The organism is Microbacterium sp. CH1 (genome assembly GCF_001595495.1).
Classification (GTDB): domain Bacteria; phylum Actinomycetota; class Actinomycetes; order Actinomycetales; family Microbacteriaceae; genus Microbacterium.
This window is the reverse complement of sequence record NZ_LOSO01000011.1, coordinates 591,095-612,765: the sequence shown is the minus strand read 5'-3', so window position 1 is coordinate 612,765 and position 21,671 is coordinate 591,095. Positions and strand designations below refer to the sequence as shown.

Below are 21,671 nucleotides of genomic sequence, written 5' to 3'. Positions count from 1 at the left end.
GCGGGGGGAACACCCCCGCGCAGACACCTCGTCAGCCGTTGTTCACGGTGGGGACGTGGGGCTCCGGCTGATAGCGGAGCCACAGCGTCGACAGGGCCGGCAGCGTGATCGAGGCCGTCGCCGCGCCCCCGTCTCCGGGTTCGGCGACCACCATCCCGAGGTTGCCGGAACCGCGTCCGCCGTAGACGTCGGCATCGGAGTTCAGGATCTCCTGCCAGACGCCGGGGCGCGGCAATCCCAGGCGGTACCCGGTGCGCTCCACGCCGGCGAAGTTGCTGACCACGACCAGACGGCCGCCGTGCGCGTCCCGCCGTTCGAAGGCGATCACGGAGGGGTCCCAACTCGGTGCCCCGAGCCGCGTGAACCCCGAGCCGTCGCTGTCCCGCTCCCAGAGCGGTGCCTGCGCCCGGTACACCCCGTTCATCGCGGCGACGAAGTCCTGGAGCTGGGCGTGCGAGGGCTGGTCGCGGAGCCACCAGTCCAGCTCGCGCCCCTCCGACCACTCGGCGAGCTGTCCGAACTCCTGGCCCATGAACAGCAGCTTCTTGCCCGGATGCCCCCACATGTACGCGAGGTAGGCGCGGACGTTCGCGAGCTTGTGCCAGTGGTCGCCGGGCATCTTCGACAGCAGGCTGCCCTTGCCGTGCACGACCTCGTCGTGACTGATCGGCAGCACGTAGTTCTCGCCGAACGCGTAGACGAACGAGAACGTCATCTCGCCCTCGTGGTGCGCCCGGTACATCGGGTCTCTGCCGATGTACTGCAGCGAGTCGTTCATCCACCCCATGTTCCACTTGAACCCGAACCCGAGGCCGGCGTGATCCGTCGGCGCGGTGACACCGGGGAAGCTCGTGGACTCCTCGGCGATCATGAGGATCCCGGGGTGCAGGCGGTAGGCGGTGGCGTTGACCTCCTGGAGGAAGCGGATCGCCTCCAGGTTCTCGCGTCCGCCGTGGATGTTCGGCTCCCACTCACCCTCGCGACGCGAGTAGTCGAGGTAGAGCATCGAGGCGACGGCGTCGACGCGCAGACCGTCGACGTGGAACTCCTCGAGCCAGTACAGCGCGTTCGCGACGAGGAAGCCGCGGACCTCGGGACGACCGTAGTCGAAGATGAGCGTGCCCCAGTCCTGGTGCTCTCCGCGCCGGGGGTCGGGGTGCTCGTACAGGGGCTGACCGTCGAAGCGGGCCAGGGCGAAGTCGTCCTTGGGGAAGTGGCCCGGCACCCAGTCCATGATGACGCCGATGCCGGCCTGGTGCAGGCGGTCGATGAGGTAGCGCAGGTCGTCGGGGGAGCCGTACCGGCTCGTCGGCGCGTAGTAGCCGCTGACCTGGTACCCCCAGGATCCGCCGAACGGATGCTCGGCGAGCGGCATGAACTCGACGTGCGTGAACCCCGTCTCCTGCACGTGCGCGATCAGCGGATCCGCCATATCGCGGTATCCCAGGCCGTCGCGCCAGGAGCCGACGTGCACCTCGTACACGGACAGCGGCTGCGCGACCGCATGAGTCGCGGCGCGACGGGTCATCCACGCGCCGTCCTCCCAGACGTAGGACGACGCGGTGACGACCGACGCGGTCTCCGGCGGCACCTGCGCCGCCAACGCCATCGGGTCGGCCTTGAGGATCCAGCTGCCGCTCCGCGTCCGGATCTGGAACTTGTAGCGGGTCCCGACGGGGAGGTCGGGGATGAAGAGCTCCCAGACGCCGCTCGCGCCGAGCGAGCGCATGGCGTGGCTCTCACCGTTCCAACCGTTGTGATCGCCCACCACGCGGACCGCGGTCGCGTCGGGTGCCCAGACCGCGAACGACACGCCCTGCTCGTCTCCCTGCGTGCGGGGATGGGCTCCCAGCGCCTCCCACAGCCTTTCGTGACGGCCTTCGGCGATCAGATGAAGGTCCAGGTCGCCGAGGGTCGGCGCGTGACGGTACGGGTCGCCTGCGACGCTCTCCTCCTCGCCGCGGTAGCGCGTCGCGAGACGGTAGGGGAGCGGCGGTCCGGGGTGCGTGCCCTCCCACACCCCGTGTGCGACGTGTGTGAGCGTCAGGCGACTCCCGTCGCCGAACACCGCCTCCACCGACTCGGCGAGCGGACGGCGAGCCCGGATGACGGTGACGGTCCGATCCGCCGCATCCTTCCCGGGGTGAGCGCCGAGCACGGCGTGCGGGGCGTGGTGCCGCCCTTCCGCCACGGCCTCCCAGTCGGCGTTCGCGGTGTCGTCGATGCCGCTCATGCGCGCTCCCTCACCTTCAGGATGTGGACCGGCTCGGCGAAGGCGTCGAGCCGGACGTAGTTGTGATCGGTCCAGGTCCAGACGCTGCCCGTGAGCAGGTCCTCCACTTCGTAGGTCTCACCCAGGGGGACGCCCCAGCGTGTGGTGTCGAGATGGACGGTCGTCTCGCGCACCGAGTGCGGGTCGACGTTCGCGACGACGATGAGCGTGTCCGGCTGCCCGGTTCCGGTGAAGGCAGCGTCGAGATGCTTGCTGAACACGAGGATGGCGTCATCGTCGCTCCAGTGCAGCTCGAGGTTGCGCAGCTGCCGCAGCGCCGGATGCGCCGCGCGGATCTCGTTCAGCCGCCGCAGGAGCGGAGCCAGCGACTCCCCGCGCTCCTCGGCCCCCGCCCAGTCGCGGAACTTGTACTCGTACTTCTCGTTGTCGATGTTCTCCTCGGAACCCGGGCGGGCGACGTTCTCGATGAGTTCGTATCCCGCATACACGCCGTACACGGGGCCCGCGGTGGCGGCGATGCAGGCGCGGATGCGGTAGGCCGCGCGTCCGCCGAACTGGAGGTACTCGGTGAGGATGTCGTGCGTGTTGACGAAGAGGTTCGGGCGCATGTAGTCGGCCGTCTCGTGGGAGATCGTCGTGAGGAACTCCTCGAGCTCCGCCTTGGTGTTGCGCCACGTGAAGTAGCTGTAGCTCTGTTGGAAGCCCACCGCGGCGAGCGCGCGCATCACCGCCGGTCGGGTGAACGCCTCGGCCAGGAAGATCACGTCGGGATCCGTCTCGTTCACCGTCGCGATCAACCACTCCCAGAACCGGAGCGGCTTGGTGTGCGGGTTGTCCACGCGGAAGATCCGTACACCCTCCGCCACCCAGTGCCGGACGATCCGGAGCATCTCGGCGGCGATCCCCTCCGGGTCGTTGTCGAAGTTCAGCGGGTAGATGTCCTGGTACTTCTTCGGCGGGTTCTCGGCGTACGCGATCGTGCCGTCGGGGAGGGTGGTGAACCACTCCGGGTGGTCGCGCACCCAGGGGTGGTCGGGAGAGGCCTGCAGGGCGAGGTCGAGGGCGACCTCCAGTCCCTCCTTCCGCGCGGCCCGCACGAAGGCGCGGAAGTCCTGCGGAGTGCCGAGGTCAGGGTGGATCGCGTCGTGTCCGCCCTCCGCCGCTCCGATGGCGTACGGCGAGCCCGGGTCCCCGGCCTCGGCGACGAGGGTGTTGTTGCGACCCTTGCGGTTGGTCGTGCCGATGGGATGCACGGGGACGAGGTAGATCACATCGAAGCCCATCCTGGCGACCTCGGGCAGGCGCTTCGCTGCAGTACGGAACGTGCCGCTGCGGACCGTTCCGTCCTTGAGGCGGCGGGCTCCCTCCGACCGGGGGAAGAACTCGTACCAGGCGCCGACTCCGGCACGGGTGCGCTCCACGCGGAGGAGCTGCTCCGCGGAGGCCGAACGGAGCGTCGTGACGGGACGGTCGCGGAAGATCGCCGTGAGATCGGGGTCCAGGGCCCGTGCGGCGGCGACGACGGGGTCGCCGGCCCGGAGTTCCTCCGCCCAGGTCCTGAGGCGCGTGCGCTGCGCTGCGGGGCGGTCCTTCTCGGCGGCCGCCCGCTGCAGGAGTTCGGCTCCGAGGGCGGCCATCACGGGGACGTCCACCCCGGCGGCGATCTTCACGTGCGCGGCGTGTGCCCAGGTGGCGAAGTCGTCGGAGAACGCCTCGAAGCGATACCGCCAGAGACCCTCCGCATCGAGGGCGATCTCCGCCTCCCAGCGATCGGTGCCGTCGGCGAGCGCCGTGAGCCGGTGCAGGCTCTCTTCGCCGGCCGGTGAGGTCAGTCGCACGTGCACGCCGATGAGGTCGTGCCCTTCCCGGAACGCCACGACGCGGAAGGGGACGACCTCGCCCGCGAACGCCTTGGCGGGGAAGCCTCCCGGAACCACCGGCGTGCCGTCCAGCAGCGGGATCCGGGTTGTCCGCAGGGTTCCGGGCTGGTCGGCGTCGACGGCGCGCGTCGGGATCTGAACGGGGCTCCGCAGAGCCGTGGGTCGGGTTCCAGCACGAGCAGTCACATGCCGAATCTACCGCTCGGTCCTGTCGGAACCTACCGCTCGACCCCGGCGCCGAACCGTGCTATCACTCCACCCGGAACAGGCGCATGGAGGTGCCGGGGATCGGCAGCACGTCACCCGGAGCGTACGTCTCCTCGGCCTCCGACGGGCGCTCGTCGGCGCTCGACCAGAGGGAGACGAATCGGCTGGCACCCTCGATCTCCTCCGGGAGCCGCACGTCGATCGGCGCCTCCGTCCCGTGCACGATCAGGAGGATGCGGTTGGCGGGTTCCTTGTCCGGTGTGGAGGCGGCGACGTACTGCAGCGTGCGATTGCCGGGATCGGTCCACTGCCCCGGTTCCATCGTCGCGCCGTCCTGGTCGTACCAGTCCATGACCGAGGCGTTCGGGATGTGCTCGCCGAGGCGCGCATACCGACTCGGCCGCAGCGCCGGATTCTCCTCGCGCAACCGGGCGAGGCGCGCGACGTGGGCCCGGAGGTCGTCCTGCCAGGGCTCGAACTCCCAGGACAGCCACGACAGCGGCGAGTCCTGCGCGTAGGCGTTGTTGTTGCCGCGCTGGGACCGCCCCACCTCATCTCCGGCGGTGAGCATCGGGATGCCGGCCGAGAGGAGGAGGGTGCCGAGCAGGTTGCGCATGGCCTTGCGCCGGGCGGTGAGGATCGCGGGATCGTCCGTCGGTCCCTCGACGCCGTGGTTGAACGAGCGGTTCAGGTCGGCGCCGTCGCGGTTGTGCTCGCCGTTGGCCTCGTTGTGCTTGACGTCGTACGACACGAGGTCGTGCAGCGTGAACCCGTCGTGCGCCGTGACGAAGTTGATGCTCGCGAGGGGTCCGCGGTCCTCGCTGAAGGTGTTGGACGATCCGGCGAGCCGGGTGGCGAAGCCGCCGATGCCGACCGGCGCCGAGGCCCGTCGTGCGTAGTCGATGTCGCTCAGCCAGAAGTTGCGCACGCGGTCGCGATACCGGTCGTTCCACTCGTGCCACCCGGCGGGGAAGTTGCCCGTCTGCCAGCCGCCCAGCCCGACGTCCCAGGGCTCCGCGATGAGCTTGGTCTCCGCGAGGACGGGGTCGGCGGCGATCGCCCGCAGCAGCGGATGATCCGGGGTGTAGGCGTGAGCGCCGTCGCGCGCGATCGCCGTCGCCAGGTCGAAGCGGAAGCCGTCGATCTGCATCTCCTCGGCCCAGTACCGGAGCGAGTCCAGCACCAGTCGTGCGCCCGCGTCGGTGGCCGTGTTGAGCGTGTTGCCGCATCCCGTGGTGTCGATGTAGACGCCCGCGTCGTCCTGCCGGTAGTACCGCGCGTTGTCGATACCGCGGAGACTGGAGCGCGGCCCGCCGATGCCCTCCTCCGACGTGTGGTTGTACACGACGTCGAGGATCACCTCGAGGCCGGCCTCGTGCAGCAGACGCACCATGCCCTTGAACTCGGCGATGATCGCCTCTGGACCCCGTTTCCTGGCGTCTTCCGTCGCGTAGGCGGCGTGGGGCGTGAAGAAGTTCAGGGTGTTGTACCCCCAGTAGTTCGTCAGCCCGCGCTCCAGCAGCCGCGGCTCCGGGACGAAGGCGTGGACGGGGAGCAGCTCCACCGACGTCACCCCGAGCGTGCGGAGGTACGCGATCATGGCCGGATGTGCGAGGCCCGCGTAGGTGCCGTGCAGCGCGGGCGGGATGTCGGGGTGCCGCTTGGTCAGTCCCTTCAGGTGGCCCTCGTAGATCAGCGTCCGGTCGGCGGGGATCCGCGGCTTCGTGGAGCTGCCCCAGTCGAAGCCGTCCTCGATGACCACGGCTCGCCATTCCTGGTAGCCGTGTCCCTGGGCGAGGCCCCGCGCATACGGGTCGAGGAGCAGCGTCTCCGGGTTGAACGTGTTGCCGGGCCCGTGCGGGCCCTCGACGCGGAGCGCGTAGCGGACTCCGGGCTGCAGCAACGGCGTCGTGACCTCCCAGACGCCTCCGGGCCGCCGTTCGAGCGGAGCCTGGTCGACTACCCAGTCGAGGTCCGTCGCGTCGAAGACGACGAGCTCGACGGCGGAGGCGTTCTGCGACCAGAGCCGCAGCGTGCCGACGCCGTCGTGCAACCGGACGCCGAGGTTGTCGAGGATCGCCCCACCGGGCACGACGGAGTCGGGGGACGAAGACATGGATACACCCTAAACGTGTTGCATTTCAGTCTCATGACAGGACGCACCCGGTCTCACGCGCAGACGGACCGTTCGGGGCGCGGATCGGGGAGAATCGAAGCATGCGGCACTATCTCGACCACGCGGCGACGACCCCGCTACGCCCGGAGGCCAGGGACGCGTGGCTGGAGGCGTCGGTCATCATCGGCAACGCGTCGTCGACGCATGGAGCGGGGCAGGACGCGCGCCGAGTGCTGGAGGAGTCACGGGAGCGCGTGGCCGCGGTCCTCGGGGCCGACCCGATCGAGGTTGTGCTGACCTCCGGTGGGACGGAATCCATCAACCTCGCCCTCCAGGGACTGTGGCACTCGCGCGGTCCGGGGACGACCGCTGTCGTGGTGCCGGACGGCGAGCATCACGCGACGATGGACACGGTCGCAGCCCTGGTGGCCGACGGGGCCGAGGTGCGGGCCGTGCCCGTGTCGGCCCACGCGCGCATCGACGAGGACCGCTTCGCCGCGGCCCTGCCGGGGGCCGCGTTCGCGACCGCGCTCGTCGCGAACAACGAGACCGGGACGATCAACGGTGCGCCCGCGCTGGCGGCGGCCACGGCCGACGCCGGCGTGCCCCTGCACCTCGACGCCGTCGCCGCTCTCGGGCATCTGCCGCTGTCCTTCCGGGAACTCCGGGGCCGCGCGGACGACGGCGCGGGCCTCGTGGCGCTCAGCGTCGCCGGACACAAGGTCGGCGCACCGGTCGGCGTCGGCGCGCTGGTGGTGGCCCGGTCCGCCCGGCTGACCCCGCTCCTTCGGGGCGGGGGCCAGCAGCGGGGCCTGCGCGCGGGCACCCAGGACGTGCCGGGAGCGGCGGCGCTGGCGGCGGCGCTCGAACTCGCCGAGCGTGAACGGGCCGCCGAGAGCGTCCGGGTGGGCGACCTGCGCGATCGCCTGGTCGAGGGCATCCGTGCGCGGGTGCCGGCGGCCGAGCTCCTGGGCGATCCCGATCACCGTCTTCCGGGTACCGCCCATCTGCTCTTCCCCGGTGCGGTGGGGGAGAGCCTGCTGTTCCTGCTGGACGTGGCCGGCGTCTCGGCCTCCACGGGCTCCGCGTGTCAGGCGGGGGTCGCCGAGCCTTCGCACGTCGTGATGGCGATGGGGCGCAGTGAGGCGGACGCCCGGAGCGTGCTGCGCTTCTCCCTCGGGCGCACGTCGACCGATGCCGATGTGGATGCGGTGCTGGCGGTGATCGGAGAAGCCTACGCACGGGCATCCGGGGCCCGTGCAGCCGAGCGCTCGTAGACTGGACCCATGCGAATCCTTGCGGCCATGAGCGGTGGTGTGGACTCCGCCGTCGCGGCCGCCCGGGCCGTCGAGGCGGGGCACGATGTGGTCGGCGTGCACCTCGCGCTCTCCCGCGCCGGGGGGACCCTGCGCACCGGCAGCCGCGGCTGCTGCACGATCGAGGACGCCCTCGACGCGCGTCGCGCCGCCGACCTCCTCGGCATCCCCTTCTATGTGTGGGACTTCTCGGAGCGGTTCCGCGACGACGTGATCGACGACTTCGTCGCCGAGTACCGTGCGGGTCGGACGCCGAACCCGTGCATGCGGTGCAACGAGAAGATCAAGTTCGCCGCCCTGCTGGAGCGCGCCCTGGAGCTCGGTTTCGATGCCGTGTGCACCGGGCACTACGCGACCCTCGTCGACGGCCCGGCGGGACTCGAGCTGCACCGGGCCTCGGACAACGCGAAGGACCAGTCCTACGTGCTCGGCGTTCTCACGGCCGACCAGCTCGCGCACACCTACTTCCCCCTGGGCACCACGCCGTCGAAGGCGCTCGTGCGGGCGGAGGCGGAGCAGCGTGGTCTCAGCGTCGCCCAGAAGCCGGACAGCCACGACATCTGCTTCATCCCGGACGGCGACACCCGCGGCTGGCTGGCCGAGAAGGTGGGCACGGCCACCGGCGAGATCGTCGACCGCTCCGGTGCCGTCGTCGGCGCGCATGAGGGCGCCCATGCGTTCACGGTGGGTCAGCGGCGCGGACTCAAGCTCGGCGTCCCGGCGGCGGACGGCAAGCCGCGCTTCGTGCTCGAGGTGCGCCCCGTATCGAACACGGTGGTCGTCGGCCCGAAGGAGGCCCTGGCGATCGCCGAGATCGCGGGGCAGCGGTTCAGCTGGGCCGGCGCCGCGCCGACCGCGTCGGTTTTCGCGTGCGACGTGCAGATCCGCGCGCATGCCGAGCCGGTACCCGCCACGGCCACCGTGACGACGGAGGGCGTCCGCGTCGTGCCCGATTCTCCGCTTGACGGTGTCGCCCCCGGGCAGACCGCCGTGCTCTACATCGGCACGCGCGTTCTCGGGCAGTTCACGATCGATTCCACCGTGTCCGCGGTACCCGTCGGCGTCTGATCCGGGCGGATGTCGGTCGCCGCTCCTAGACTGACGGAGTGCCGGAGAACATCTCACTGGAATACGCCCGCAGCGAGGCGGAGGAGCTGACGACCCGCATCCTCGAGGCGAAGGACGCGTATTACGGGCGTGACACGTCGCTCGTCGACGATGCCACGTACGACGGCTGGATGCGGCGCCTGGAAGAGCTCGAGCGCCTGCACCCCGAGCTGCAGGGACAGGACTCGCCGACGCAGATGGTCGGCGCGGCCGAGGCGACGGGGCTCGCGACCATCGAGCACGCCGAGCGCATGCTCAGCCTCGACAACGTCTTCTCGATCGAGGAGCTGCGCGAGTGGGCGCAGAAGACGCGGGCCGCCGCCGGGCGGGACGTCGACTGGTTGACCGAGCTCAAGATCGACGGCCTCGCGATCAACCTGCGGTACGAGGACGGCGTGCTGACGTCGGCCGCGACCCGTGGCGACGGGCGCGTCGGCGAGATCGTCACCGAGAACGCGCTCCGACTCCCCGAGATCCCGGAACGGCTCGCCGGGGAGGGGCACCCGCCGATCGTCGAGGTGCGCGGAGAGGTCTTCATCCCCGTCGCCGCGTTCGAGCGGCTGAACGCGGCGCAGGCGGCGTTCCGAGACCGCGCGTACGCGGACGCCCTCGCGCGCTGGGAGGCCAGGGGCGGCGCGAAGAAGCCGTTCGACGAGGAGAAGGCGCGCACCGCGGCGGCACGGCGTTTCCCGGCTTTCGCGAATCCCCGCAACGCGGCCAGTGGCGGCCTGCGTCAGCAGATCGACAAGAAGAACGGCATGGAACTGGAAGCGGGTCTGCTGCGCATCGAGTCGCTCGCGCTGTACGTGCACGGCATCGGTGCCTGGACGAACCCGCCGGTCGCGGCCCAGAGCCAGGTCTACGAGCTGCTAGCCGCCTGGGGGCTGCCGACGAGTCCGCACACGAAGGTGTGCCGCAGCATCGACGACGTGGTCGCCTTCGTCGAGTACTACGGCGAGCATCGGCACGACATCGAGCACGAGCTCGACGGCATCGTGGTCAAGGTCGACGAGCTCGACCTGCATGACGAGCTGGGAGCGACGAGCCGGGCGCCCCGCTGGGCGATCGCCTACAAGTACCCGCCGGAGGAGGTGCAGACCAAGCTGCTCGACATCGTCGTCTCCGTCGGTCGCACCGGTCGCGCGACGCCCTTCGCGGTGATGGCGCCGGCTCACGTCGCCGGATCCGTGGTCCGTCAGGCCACGCTCCACAACAAGGACGTGGTGAAGGCCAAGGGCGTTCTCATCGGCGACACCGTGGTGCTGCGCAAGGCGGGCGACGTGATCCCCGAGGTCCTCGGCCCGGTGGTCGAGAAGAGGGACGGGACCGAGCGGGAGTTCGTCATGCCCGCCGACTGCCCCGAGTGCGGCACCCCCTTGCGCGCCATGAAGGAGGGGGACATCGACCTCCGCTGCCCGAACGCCCGGTCGTGCCCCGCCCAGGTGCGCGGACGCGTCGAGCACATCGGCTCGCGGGGAGCCCTCGATGTCGAGGCCCTGGGCGAGGTGACGGCGGCGGCGCTGACCCAGCCCACGAGTCCGGCGGAGCCTCCCCTGGTAACGGAGGCGGGCCTGTTCGCCCTGACCCTGGAGCAGCTCGTGCCGATCGAGGTCGTCGTGCGCGATGCGGAGACGGGTCTGCCCCGCGAGGACGAGGACGGCCTCGTGAAGACCCGCGCGCCGTTCCGACGCAACCCGACCGCAGCCGAGAAGAAGTCGGGTCTCGAAGGTCCGCAGCCGTCTTCCCAGGCGCTGACCCTGCTCGCGGAGCTGGAGAAGGCGAAGACGAAAGACCTCTGGCGGCTCCTCGTCGCGCTCAACATCCGGCACGTCGGACCGGTCGCGGCGCGGGCGCTCGCGCAGTGGTTCGGGTCGCTCGACGCGATCCGGGAGGCTTCGCGGGAAGAGCTCGCCGCGGTCGAGGGCGTGGGCGGCATCATCGCGGACTCCTTGCTCGCGTGGTTCGACGTCGACTGGCACCAGGACATCGTCCGCCAGTGGGCGGACGCGGGCGTGCAGTGGGCGACGCCGGGTCACCCCGGCCCCGGAGCGGCGGTCGCGGCCGGGGGAGTGCTGGAGGGACTCACCGTGGTGGCGACGGGATCTCTCGACGGGTACACCCGCGAGGGGGCGCAGGAGGCGATCATCAAGGCCGGAGGAAAGGCGGCCTCGAGCGTGTCCAAGAAGACGGACTTCGTGGCCGCAGGGCCGGGAGCCGGCTCCAAGCTCGCGAAGGCGGAGGAGCTCGGCGTCCGCATCCTCGACGCCGCGCAGTTCCACGTCCTGGTCACCGAGGGGCCCGCGGCGCTGGACTGAGGATCAGGCGCTCTCCGGCGCTGCCGTGGTGGGAGCGAGGAACTGCCGCAGCCGTGGGGAGTCCGCGAACCCCAGCTCCTGATAGAGCCCGACGGCTGCCTCGCTCGAGTGCACGGTGATCCGTTCGGCGCCGGCGGAGACCGCATGGGCGCAGGCCGCGGCGACGAGACCGCGCCCCGCTCCTCGTCCTCGATGCTCGGGAAGGACGAAGACGCTCTGGACGTCCGCGGAGAGGCGGTGCGGAGCGCCCGGCCGCGGCACGCGGGGCACGAGGGCGACCCACGCCGCGCCGACGATGCGGTCGTCATCATCGCCCCGCGCGACGAAGGCCACGTGGGTGCGGTCGTGGGCCCGCCACCAGTCGCCCAGCTCGGCGGTGAAGGCGTCGAGCGATCGACCGGCCGTCAGGTCCGCGGGCACGTCCTCCCACTTGAGCTGGGCGAGCGCGGCGAGATCCTCCCTGCCGGCGCGGTCGATGCGCATCGTCGGTCCGCTCAGGCCTTGTGGCGGGGCTTCCGGAAGGGCTTCTCCTCGCGGTCACGGTGCGGCGGGCGCTCGTCTCGGTCGCGGCGGTCGGTCCGGTCGTAGCGGGCCGGCCGGCCGCGGCCGTCGCCGTCGCGCGAGGACGAGCCCCGCCGTGCGCCGGGACCGCGGTCAGGAGCGATCTCGATCAGCCGTCCGGAGATGCGCGTATCGCGGAGCTTGTCGAGGACGGCGGGGTCGAGGTTCGCCGGGAGCTCGACGATCGAGAAGTCGGGACGGATGTTGATCGCGCCGAAGTCGTCGCGGCCCAGACCGCCCTCGTTCGCGAGCGCGCCCACGATCTGCCGCGGCTCGACGCGGTGCCGCCGACCGACCTCGATGCGGTACGGGGTGTAGTCGCCCCGGCTGCGACGCTCCCGCGGTTCCCGGGGCTCCCGGGTCTGCCGCTCGCGCTGCGGCCGGTTGTCCGCGGCGACCGCCTGCGACAGGGCGTCGTCTGCGGGGTCGAGGAGCAGCGGCGTGGAGCCCTGGGCGACCACGGCGAGTGCGGCCGCGACGTCGCCCTCCGGCACGTCGTGGTGCCGGACGTAGTGGGCGATGATGTCGCGGAACGCGTCGATGCGCGACGTCTCCGACAGTGCGGTCGTGATGGCGTCGTCGAAGCGGGCGAGTCGCGTCGTGTTCACGTCCTCGGTGCTCGGCAGCTGCATCTGCGTGGGCTGCTGCCGCGTCGCCTTCTCGATGTGCTTGAGCAGGTAGCGCTCACGCGGGGTGATGAAGCTGATCGCGTCGCCCGTCCGCCCGGCCCGCCCGGTCCGTCCGATGCGGTGCACGTACGACTCGGTGTCGGTGGGGATGTCGAAGTTGACGACGTGACTGATGCGCTCGACGTCGAGTCCGCGGGCGGCGACGTCCGTCGCGACGAGGATGTCGAGCTTCCCGTCCTTGAGCTGATTGACGCTGCGCTCGCGCTGCACCTGCGGCACGTCGCCGTTGATCGCGGCGGCGGAGTACCCGCGGGCGCGGAGCTTCTCGGCCAGGGTCTCGGTCTCGTTCTTCGTGCGGACGAAGACGATCATCCCGTCGAAGTTCTCCACCTCGAGGATGCGGGTCAGGGCATCCACCTTCTGGGCGTAGGAGACGACGAGGTAGCGCTGGGTGATGTTCGTGTTGGTCGCGGTCTTGGACTTGACCGTGATCTCCTCCGGGTCGCGGAGGTACTGCTGCGCGAGGCGGCGGATCTGCGCGGGCATCGTGGCGGAGAACAGGGCGACCTGCTTCTCCTCGGGGGTCTGAGCGAGGATCTGCTCGACGTCCTCCGCGAAGCCCATCTTCAGCATCTCGTCGGCCTCGTCCAGCACGAGGTACTGGAGCTCGGAGAGGTCGAGCGTGCCCTTGGCCAGGTGGTCCATGATGCGGCCGGGGGTGCCGACCACGACGTGCACGCCGCGGCGGAGGGCGGACAACTGCACACCGTATCCCTGACCGCCGTAGACGGGCAGCACGTGCACGCCCTTCATGCGGGAGGCGTACGACTCGAACGCCTCGCAGACCTGCAGTGCGAGCTCACGGGTCGGGGCGAGGACGAGGGCCTGCGGCGTCTTCTGCGCGACGTCGAGCCGCTCCAGCACGGGCAGGGCGAAGGCGGCGGTCTTGCCGGTTCCGGTCTGCGCCATGCCGACGACATCGCGGCCGGCGAGGAGGGTGGGAATGGTCGCGGCCTGGATGGGCGACGGGGTCTCGTAGCCGAGATCCTTGATGGCCTTGAGGACCGGCCCGGTGATGCCGAGGTCCTCGAATCCGGGGGTGGCAGGGGACTCGTCGGGGGCGTCGGCGGGGGTCACTTCTTCAGGGGTCACTTCCCAAGGGTAGCGCGCCCGGCCCCCCGCTTCCTGTGGGGCCGGCTCAGGCCCCCGACGTGAGGGCGAGCAGCTTCTCCTTCACCTGCCGGCGGAGCACCTTCCCGATCAGCGACTTCGGCAGCTCGTCGACGATGAAGACGCGGCGCGGCACCTTGTACGGGGTGAGGATGCTCCGCGCGTACTCGCGGATCGCCTCGACGTCGACATCGGCTCCGGGGTCGACGACGATCGCCGCGACGACCTCCTCGCCCGAGTGGTCGCTGGGCAGTCCGACGACCGCGGCGTCCGCCACCGACGGATGCTGGCGCAGCGCGTTCTCCACCTCGGTCGGGGCGACGTTGAAGCCGCCGGTGATGATGAGCTCCTTGATGCGGTCGACGATGCGGACGAAGCCGGCGTCATCGATCGTGACGATGTCGCCGGTCCGGTACCAGCCGTCGACGAACACGGCCTCGGTCTCCTCGGGCTTGCCGTAGTACCCGGAGAAGACCTGAGGACCCCGCACGATGAGCTCCCCGGCGGAGCCCTCCGGCACATCCTCGGTGGGATTCTCCGGATCCACGACGCGGCACTCCGTGCCGGGGAGAGGGAGTCCCACGGTGCCGGGAACGCGGTTGTCGGCGACCGGGTTCGCCATGAGGACGGGCGAGCACTCGCTCAGTCCGTAGCCCTCGACGAGGTAGCCGTGCGTAGCGGCCTCGAATGGGACGACGAGCTCATGCGGCAGGGCCATGGCACCGGAGATCGCGACCTCGATGCCGTCGAGGGACACACCCTTGGCGTTCGCGGCTGCGAGAAGCCGGTCGGCGATGGGCGGGACGAGCGGGAGGAACGTCGCCGGATGCTTCTTGACGACGTCGAGCACGAGGTCCGGGTCGAACTTCGGGAACAGCACGAGACGCGCGCCCATCGACATCGCGAAGGTGAGGCAGAGCGTCAGGCCGTAGGCATGGAACATCGGCAGCACGGCGTACACGACGCAGCCCTTGCCGCGCTGGATCGACGGCACCCAGGCCTGGGACTGGGCGGCATTGGCGAGGAGGTTGCGGTGCGTGAGGGCGGCGCCCTTCGGTGTGCCGGTCGTGCCGGACGTGTACTGGATGATCGCCAGGTCGTCGGTATCGGGCTGAGGATGCGAGGCGGGGATCGGGGTGCTGGCCACCACCGACTCCCACAGCACGGTGCCGCGGACGCGCTCGGTCAGCGCCGCCCGCGACTCTCTCGCCTTCGCGACCGGCAGCCGGAGGGCGAAGCGGGTGAGGGCCGGCATCGCCCGCGTCACGTCGACCGAGATGAGAGTCGAGACGGCGAGGTCGCTCGGGAACTCCTGCACCGTCGCGACGACCTTGTTCCAGACGATCGCGTGCTTGGCGCCGTGGTCCTCGAACTGCTTGCGCAGCTCGCGAGGGGTGTAGAGCGGGTTGTGCTCGACCACCACGGCACCGAGCCGCAGCACGGCGTAGAACGCGATGATGTGCTGCGGGCAGTTCGGCAGGACGATCGCGACGGGGTCGCCCGCGCGGACGCCGAGATCCCGGAGCCCCGCCGCGGCGCGATCGATCGCCTCCTGCAGCTGTGCGTAGGTCGTCTCCCTGCCGAAGAACTGCAGAGCCGGTGCGTCGGGATAGTCGCGGGCCGAGGCGGCGACGATGTCCACGAGGGAGCCGCTGACGGGGGCGAGGTCCTCCGGAACGCCGTCGGCGTAGCTGGCGATCCACGGGCGAGGGGGCTGGAACGTGCTCACGCGCCCAGCTTAGGCGGGCCGCGCCGCGCCGAGCGGCGGGCGGCTCGCCAACTAGACTGGGGGCGTGTCTGAAATCACCCCTGATCTTGTGCGCCATCTCGGCGTGCTCGCGCGCATCCAGCTGAACGACGACGAGGTGACGCGGCTCACGGGCCAGCTCGACGCCATCGTCGACAACATCGCCAAGGTGTCCGAGGTCGCGACCGCCGACGTCGCCGCGACGAGCCACCCGATCCCGCTGAGCAACGTGTTCCGTCCCGACGTGGTCGGCGAGACGCTCACGCACGAGCAGGTGCTGCAGAACGCCCCCGATCAGGCCGACGGCCGGTTCCGTGTCACCGCGATCCTGGGAGAAGAGCAGTGAGCGACATCATCCGGCTGACCGCGGCGGAGCTCGCCGACAAGCTCGCGACGCGGGAGGTCTCCAGCGTCGAGGCCACGCAGGCGCACCTCGACCGCATCGCCCAGGTCGACGGCGACGTCCATGCGTTCCTGCACGTCAACGAGCACGCGCTCGACGCGGCGGCCGAGATCGACGCACGTCGCGCCGCGGGGGAGGACCTCGGGCCGATCGCCGGTGTCCCGCTCGCGATCAAGGACGTGCTCGTCACGACGGATCAGCCGACCACGAGTGGCTCGCGGATCCTCGAGGGGTACCGCTCGCCGTACGACGCGACGGTCGTGGCCCGCTCCCGTGCCGCCGGACTCATCCCGCTCGGCAAGACGAACATGGACGAGTTCGCGATGGGCTCCTCGACGGAGCACTCCGCCTACGGCCCGACCCGCAACCCCTGGGATCTCGACCGGATCCCCGGCGGCTCGGGTGGGGGCTCCGCCGCGGCCGTCGCCGCTTTCGAGGCGCCGCTCGCCCTCGGCTCCGACACCGGCGGATCGATCCGTCAGCCGGCGCACGTGACCGGCACGGTCGGCGTGAAGCCGACCTACGGCGGCGTCAGCCGCTACGGCGCGATCGCACTGGCGTCGAGCCTCGACCAGGTCGGCCCGGTCACCCGCACGGTGCTCGATGCCGGTCTGCTGCACGATGCGATCGGTGGCCACGACCCGAAGGACTCCACGTCGCTCGACGAGCAGTGGCCGTCCTTTGCCGCGGCCGCACGCGAGGGTGCGCGCGGGGACGGCCTCAAGGGCCTCCGTGTCGGCGTCATCCGCGAGCTTCCCGACAGCGGCTTCCAGCCGGGGGTTGCGGCCTCCTTCCGCAGCGCCCTGGCCCTGCTGGAAGCGCAGGGTGCAGAGATCGTCGAGATCGGTGCACCGCACTTCGAGTACGGCGTCGCCGCCTACTACCTGATCCTCCCGGCCGAGGCCTCGAGCAACCTGGCCAAGTTCGACTCGGTCCGCTTCGGTCTCCGGGTCACCCCGGCGGGCAACCCCACGGTGGAGGACGTGATGTCCGCCACGCGCGACGCCGGTTTCGGCGACGAGGTCAAGCGCCGCATCATCCTCGGCACCTACGCGCTGTCGGCCGGATACTACGACGCGTACTACGGCAGCGCGCAGAAGGTCCGCACGCTGATCCAGCAGGACTTCGCCGCGGCCTTCGCCGATGTCGACGTCATCGCCACGCCGTCGGCCCCGACCACGGCCTTCAAGCTCGGCGAGAAGATCGACGACCCGCTGCAGATGTACCTGAACGACATCACGACGATCCCGGCGAACCTCGCCGGCGTCCCCGGCATCTCGATCCCCAGCGGTCTCTCGGACGACGACGGGCTGCCCGTCGGCATCCAGTTCCTCGCTCCGGCGCGGGAGGACGCCCGCCTCTACCGGGTGGGTGCCGCCCTCGAGACGCTGCTCGTGGACTCCTGGGGCGCGCCGCTGCTGTCCCGTGCCCCCCAGCTGGAAGGAGGCGCGCGCTGATGGCCGCCGCCACGCTCATGGACTTCGACAAGGCGCTCGAGCTGTTCGAGCCCGTCCTCGGTTTCGAGGTGCACGTCGAGCTCAACACGAACACGAAGATGTTCTCCGACGCTCCCAACCCCGCGAACGAGGCGTACCACGCGGCGGAGCCGAACACCCTGATCGCCCCGGTCGACCTGGGGCTGCCCGGCGCGCTGCCGGTCGTCAACGAGACGGCCATCCGCTCGTCGATCAGCCTCGGTCTCGCGCTCGGCTGCTCGATCGCGGAGTCCAGCCGCTTCGCCCGGAAGAACTACTTCTACCCGGACCTCGGCAAGAACTACCAGATCTCCCAGTACGACGAGCCGATCGCGTTCGAGGGGTCGGTCGAGGTGGAGCTCGAGGACGGCACCATGGTGACGATCCCGATCGAGCGCGCGCACATGGAGGAGGACGCCGGCAAGCTCACGCACATGGGCGGCTCGACCGGCCGGATCCAGGGCGCCGAGTACTCGCTCGTCGACTACAACCGTGCCGGCGTCCCGCTCGTCGAGATCGTGACGAAGACGATCTTCGGCACCGATCACCGGGCTCCCGAGGTCGCCAAGGCGTACGTCGCCGCGATCCGCGACATCGTCCGGGGACTCGGCATCTCCGAGGCTCGGCTGGAGCGCGGCAACCTGCGGTGCGACGCCAACGTCTCGCTCCGTCGTCGGGGTGAGGAGAAGCTCGGCACGCGCACGGAGACGAAGAACGTCAACTCCATGCGATCGGTGGAGCGCGCGGTGCGGTACGAGATCCAGCGGCAGGCTCAGATCCTCGCCGACGGCGGCACCATCATCCAGGAGACGCGGCACTGGCACGAGGACACCGGGACGACCTCTCCCGGACGTCCGAAGTCGGACGCCGACGACTACCGGTACTTCCCGGAGCCCGACCTGCTTCCGGTGCAGCCGCCGCGCGAGCTGATCGAGGAGCTGCGCGCCGCCCTGCCCGAGCAGCCCGTCGCCCGTCGGCGCCGGCTCATGGACGAGTGGGGCTTCACCCCGCTGGAGTTCCAGGACGTGCGCAACGGCGGTCTGCTCGACGTCGTCGAGGCCACGATCGCCGCCGGGGCCACGCCGGCCGCGGCACGGAAGTGGTGGACGGGGGAGATCACCCGCCTCGCCAATGCGCAGGAGAAGGACGCGGTCGACCTCGTCAGCCCGGAGAACGTCGCGGCGCTGCAGCAGCTCGTCGACGCCGGGACGCTGACCGACAAGCTCGCCCGCCAGGTGCTGGAGGGCGTGATCGCCGGGGAGGGCACGCCGCAGGAGGTCGTCGACGCGCGCGGTCTCGCCGTGGTCTCGGACGACGGTGCGCTCATCGCGGCGATCGACGAGGCCCTCGCCGCACAGCCCGATGTGATGGCCAAGATCCAGGACGGTAAGGTCCAGGCCGCCGGTGCCATCATCGGGGCGGTCATGAAGGCCATGAAGGGCCAGGCCGACGCCGCCCGCGTCCGCGAACTCATCCTCGAGCGCGCCGCGCAGTGATTCGTCCCCCTGGGCCTCGATGTCGGAGGCCCAGGGGACAATGGGTTCATGGGACACGGTGATGGCAGAGGCCGCATGGTGTCCTCGGCCGATGCCGATGACTCCGGCACGCGCATCCTCCACGTCGACATGGACGCGTTCTATGCGGCCGTCGAAGTGCTGGATGATCCGAGTCTCCGCGGCCTGCCCCTGATCATCGGGGCTCCCGATGGGCGCTCCGTGGTCTCCAGCGCCTCCTACGAGGCACGGCGCTACGGCGTGCGCTCGGCGATGCCCGTGTCGCAGGCCGTGCGGCTGTGCCCGACGGCACGTATCGTCCCGCCGCACTTCCACCGATACCAAGAGGTGTCGCGGCAGGTGATGGCGATCTTCGAGTCGTTCACGCCGCTCGTGGAGCCGCTGTCGGTGGACGAGGCGTTCCTCGATGTGCAGGGTGTGCGCCGGCTCTGGGGGAGCCCCGCCCGGATCGCGGCCCAGATCCGTGAGCGCGTCCTCGCCGAGGTCGGCATCACGTGCAGCGTCGGCGTGGCCGCGACCAAGCACGTGGCGAAGATGGCGTCGACCATGGCCAAGCCGGACGGGATGCTCGTGGTCGCGGAACACGACACTCTCGCCTTCCTCGCGCCGCGCCCCGTGCGAGCGCTGTGGGGCGTGGGGCCGAAGGCCGCGGAGGCCCTGGAGGCCCGCGGTCTGCGCTCGATCGGCGACCTCCGCACGGCGCCGCCGGAGGTGCTGGACCGCGCCGTGGGGCCGGCGCTGAGTGCTCGCCTGGCGCAGCTGGTGCGGGGGGAGGACGCGCGCGCGGTCGACACCGAGCGCGTCGAGAAGAGTATCGGACACGAGGAGACCTTCGACCACGACGTCACGGATCGAGCCTTCCTCCGCGCGGAGCTGCTGCGGCTGGCCGATCGCGTGGGCGCGCGCCTGCGCCGGGCCGGGTGGGAGACCTCCACGGTCGCGATCAAGATCCGCTTCGACGACTTCCGGACCGTCACCCGCTCGCAGACGTTGGCGGAGCCGACCGCGGTCGGCCAGCGCATCGGCGAGGCGGCCCAGAGCCTGTTCGCGCTCATCGAGCGTCGAGACCCGGTCCGCCTCGTGGGCGTCCGGGCGGAGAACCTCCGGCCCGCGGGAGCCGGTGCGCTGGCCCTGTGGGACGAGGACGAGGGGTGGCGGAAGGTCGAAGGGGCCGTCGACGAGGCCATGGCCCGGTTCGGAGCGGCCACCATCAGCAGGGCGCGCCACATCGGACGCGGTGAAGGGCGGGGTGCCGCGCGGCATCCGAAGGACCACGGCGTCGATTGACCGCGCGCCGCAGGCCGCCGTCGGCTACCGTGGGAACATGCCGAACATTGCACTGGAACTCGGGAATCAGGTCGCGTCCTTCGGCGTGAAGAGCGCGTACGGAGAACCGCAGGAGATCGATGGCGTCACCGTCACTCCGGTGGCGTTCACCTACGCGGGCTTCGGCGGAGCTAGCGGGGAGGGCGGAGAAGGCGGCGGAGGTGGCGGCGTCTCGGTGCCGGTGGGCGTCTACGTCCGTCGTGAGGAGGGCCTGCGCTTCGAGCCGAACATCGTGACGCTCCTCGTCGTGGCCGTGCCCTTCGTCTGGGTCACCGGTCGGGCCCTCACGCGCATCATCCGTGCCCTCAAGAAGTGACGATGCGGTCGCAGCGGCGCTCTCGCACGCGGCGACGCTGATCGCGGAAGACGTCCGCGCACTCGCGGCCTCCAACCCCGTCGTGCTGATCGACGGGGGGAGCGGCGCCGGCAAGACCTCTCTGGCCGCGCGCGTGGCGCGAGCCTGGCCGGTCACCGGACGCGTGCAGGTCATCGCCTTGGACTCCCTCTATCCCGGCTGGGACGGACTCGACGACGGGGCGGAGCGCGCGCTCGAGGGCATCCTCCGTCCCCACGGACGCGGGCTTCTCGGGGCCTGGCGTCGCTGGGACTGGGAACACGGCGAGGAGGCGGAGACCCACGCCGTCGATCCGGCCCTCGGCGTCATCGTCGAGGGCAGCGGGATCCTGCGGCCCTCGACCGCACGCCTGGCCGACATCCGGATCTGGGTGGAGTCCGGCGAGTCATCGCGGAAGGCCCGTGCGCTGGCGCGGGACGGAGACACCTACCGCCCGCACTGGGACCGGTGGGCGGCGCAGGAACGCCGTCACCTCGAGCGAGACCGTCCGAGGGAACTCGCCACTCGCGTGATCGAGGTCCCCTGATTCCGCTCAGCGGAGGGCGTCGGCGTCGCTCTCATCCACGGCTTCGATGAGGAGTTCGAGACGGTATCCCAGCCAGTCATACACCGCCTGGCCGTCGCCGCCGACGTCGGGTTCGTCGTCGGTGATCCCGAGCCGTGTGGCGATGACGAGCCGGATAGCGGTGAGGGTGCGGAGCCACGCGTCCACGTCCTCGCGGCGTACGACGACGTCGCGGGGAACGCGGGCGCCCTCATCGGTCACCTCGGCGTCGGGGTCGAACACCTGCAGCGCCGTGCGCATGATCCGCGCGTCGTGCAGCCGTCGGTCCAGGAGGTCCGCGCGGGTGGCCGAGGCGAACGCCGCCGCCGCGGCGTCGTCGTCGTCCGGATAGGCGTTCGGCGTCAACCGGGCCACGCCAGGGTCGCCGCCGTCGGAATCCCGGAGCAGGTCCATGAAGTCATCGACGAGCCGGGCCAGGTGCATGCCCTCGATCGTGGCGACCGAGACGGTGATCGGTGGGGTGTTCATGCGGCCTTCCTGACGGTGGCCCAGAGCCCGTAGTCGTGCATCGCCTGTGCGTGCACCTCCATGGTTTCGCGGGGTCCGGTGGCGACGATCGCGTGTCCGTCGTGGTGGACGGCGAGCATGAGACGGGTGGCATGCTCGCGGGTGTAGCCGAAGTAGGTGCGGAAGACGCGGACGACGTAGCTCATCAGATTCACGGGATCGTTCCACACGACGACCTCCCAGGGTTCCAAGGGTGCAGCGGAGAGATCGGTGGCCTCATCGATCTCGGGAAGAGCAGTCGACAT

The 21,671-nt window shown here is 70.7% G+C and carries 17 protein-coding genes; 9 read left to right on the top strand and 8 right to left on the bottom strand.

Annotation, left to right across the window (positions count from 1 at the left end):
• Positions 1-31 precede the first annotated feature (31 nt).
• The 3 genes from glgB to glgX all read right to left on the bottom strand — a co-directional run bounded on the left by glgB (position 32) and on the right by glgX (position 6,436).
• Positions 32-2,233 carry a 1,4-alpha-glucan branching protein GlgB gene (glgB, locus tag AUV07_RS06315; protein ID WP_082802870.1) on the bottom strand — a complete coding sequence of 734 codons (2,202 nt, stop codon included), beginning with the start codon at positions 2,231-2,233 and terminating at the stop codon, positions 32-34.
• Positions 2,230-4,299 carry an alpha-1,4-glucan--maltose-1-phosphate maltosyltransferase gene (locus tag AUV07_RS06310; RefSeq protein ID WP_082802869.1) on the bottom strand — a complete coding sequence of 690 codons (2,070 nt, stop codon included), beginning with the start codon at positions 4,297-4,299 and terminating at the stop codon, positions 2,230-2,232. The genes glgB and AUV07_RS06310 overlap by 4 nt, the downstream gene beginning before the upstream one ends.
• Before the next feature lie 64 nt (positions 4,300-4,363).
• Positions 4,364-6,436: a glycogen debranching protein GlgX gene (gene glgX / locus AUV07_RS06305; protein WP_062634674.1), complete on the bottom strand. Its 2,073-nt coding sequence runs from the start codon at positions 6,434-6,436 to the stop codon at positions 4,364-4,366.
• Positions 6,437-6,537: 101 nt separating this feature from the next.
• Between glgX and AUV07_RS06300 the strand changes: the two genes are divergently transcribed.
• The 3 genes from AUV07_RS06300 to ligA are packed head-to-tail and all read left to right on the top strand — an operon-like array spanning position 6,538 to position 11,174.
• Complete coding sequence (locus AUV07_RS06300) at positions 6,538-7,713, top strand: cysteine desulfurase family protein (protein WP_062634673.1); 1,176 nt, start codon at positions 6,538-6,540, stop codon at positions 7,711-7,713.
• 9 nt (positions 7,714-7,722) lie between these two features.
• Positions 7,723-8,820, top strand: coding sequence for a tRNA 2-thiouridine(34) synthase MnmA (gene mnmA, locus AUV07_RS06295; RefSeq protein WP_082802868.1), 1,098 nt, complete (start codon positions 7,723-7,725; stop codon positions 8,818-8,820).
• A 38-nt stretch (positions 8,821-8,858) separates the two neighbouring features.
• Positions 8,859-11,174 (top strand): NAD-dependent DNA ligase LigA, encoded by a 2,316-nt coding sequence (ligA, locus tag AUV07_RS06290; RefSeq protein WP_062634669.1) that lies wholly within the window; start codon positions 8,859-8,861, stop codon positions 11,172-11,174.
• A 3-nt stretch (positions 11,175-11,177) separates the two neighbouring features.
• Here the strand turns inward: ligA and AUV07_RS06285 are convergent, their stop codons facing one another.
• From AUV07_RS06285 to AUV07_RS06275, 3 genes are all read right to left on the bottom strand, one after another.
• Positions 11,178-11,657 carry a GNAT family N-acetyltransferase gene (locus AUV07_RS06285; protein WP_062634667.1) on the bottom strand — a complete coding sequence of 160 codons (480 nt, stop codon included), beginning with the start codon at positions 11,655-11,657 and terminating at the stop codon, positions 11,178-11,180.
• A gap of 11 nt (positions 11,658-11,668) precedes the next feature.
• Complete coding sequence (locus AUV07_RS06280; protein WP_062634665.1) at positions 11,669-13,501, bottom strand: DEAD/DEAH box helicase; 1,833 nt, start codon at positions 13,499-13,501, stop codon at positions 11,669-11,671.
• Positions 13,502-13,562: 61 nt separating this feature from the next.
• Positions 13,563-15,263, bottom strand: a complete 1,701-nt coding sequence (locus AUV07_RS06275; protein WP_062634663.1) for a long-chain-fatty-acid--CoA ligase — start codon at positions 15,261-15,263, stop codon at positions 13,563-13,565.
• A 64-nt stretch (positions 15,264-15,327) separates the two neighbouring features.
• Here AUV07_RS06275 and gatC point away from each other — a divergent pair, with 64 nt between their 5' ends.
• Genes gatC through AUV07_RS06245 form a run of 6 tightly spaced genes read left to right on the top strand, consistent with a single transcriptional unit; the run spans position 15,328 to position 20,880 of the window.
• Positions 15,328-15,627 carry an Asp-tRNA(Asn)/Glu-tRNA(Gln) amidotransferase subunit GatC gene (gene gatC / locus AUV07_RS06270; RefSeq protein WP_025103377.1) on the top strand — a complete coding sequence of 100 codons (300 nt, stop codon included), beginning with the start codon at positions 15,328-15,330 and terminating at the stop codon, positions 15,625-15,627.
• Positions 15,624-17,141, top strand: a complete 1,518-nt coding sequence (gene gatA / locus AUV07_RS06265; RefSeq protein ID WP_025103378.1) for an Asp-tRNA(Asn)/Glu-tRNA(Gln) amidotransferase subunit GatA — start codon at positions 15,624-15,626, stop codon at positions 17,139-17,141. Before gatC ends, gatA begins: the two co-directional genes overlap by 4 nt.
• Entirely contained in the window at positions 17,141-18,655 is a 1,515-nt protein-coding gene (gene gatB, locus AUV07_RS06260; protein WP_025103379.1) for an Asp-tRNA(Asn)/Glu-tRNA(Gln) amidotransferase subunit GatB, read from the top strand. The genes gatA and gatB overlap by 1 nt, the downstream gene beginning before the upstream one ends.
• Before the next feature lie 48 nt (positions 18,656-18,703).
• On the top strand, positions 18,704-19,960 hold the full coding sequence (dinB, locus tag AUV07_RS06255) for a DNA polymerase IV (protein WP_062634661.1): 1,257 nt from the start codon (positions 18,704-18,706) through the stop codon (positions 19,958-19,960).
• 37 nt (positions 19,961-19,997) lie between these two features.
• Positions 19,998-20,315, top strand: a complete 318-nt coding sequence (locus tag AUV07_RS06250) for a hypothetical protein (RefSeq protein WP_062634659.1) — start codon at positions 19,998-20,000, stop codon at positions 20,313-20,315.
• Positions 20,299-20,880, top strand: a complete 582-nt coding sequence (locus AUV07_RS06245) for an aminobenzoate synthetase (RefSeq protein ID WP_062634657.1) — start codon at positions 20,299-20,301, stop codon at positions 20,878-20,880. The genes AUV07_RS06250 and AUV07_RS06245 overlap by 17 nt, the downstream gene beginning before the upstream one ends.
• Before the next feature lie 6 nt (positions 20,881-20,886).
• Here AUV07_RS06245 and AUV07_RS06240 read toward each other — a convergent pair whose 3' ends face one another.
• Together AUV07_RS06240 and clpS are read right to left on the bottom strand one after the other, a co-directional pair.
• Positions 20,887-21,387 (bottom strand): DUF2017 family protein, encoded by a 501-nt coding sequence (locus AUV07_RS06240; protein WP_062634655.1) that lies wholly within the window; start codon positions 21,385-21,387, stop codon positions 20,887-20,889.
• Positions 21,384-21,671 carry an ATP-dependent Clp protease adapter ClpS gene (gene clpS / locus AUV07_RS06235; RefSeq protein WP_062635203.1) on the bottom strand — a complete coding sequence of 96 codons (288 nt, stop codon included), beginning with the start codon at positions 21,669-21,671 and terminating at the stop codon, positions 21,384-21,386. The genes AUV07_RS06240 and clpS overlap by 4 nt, the downstream gene beginning before the upstream one ends.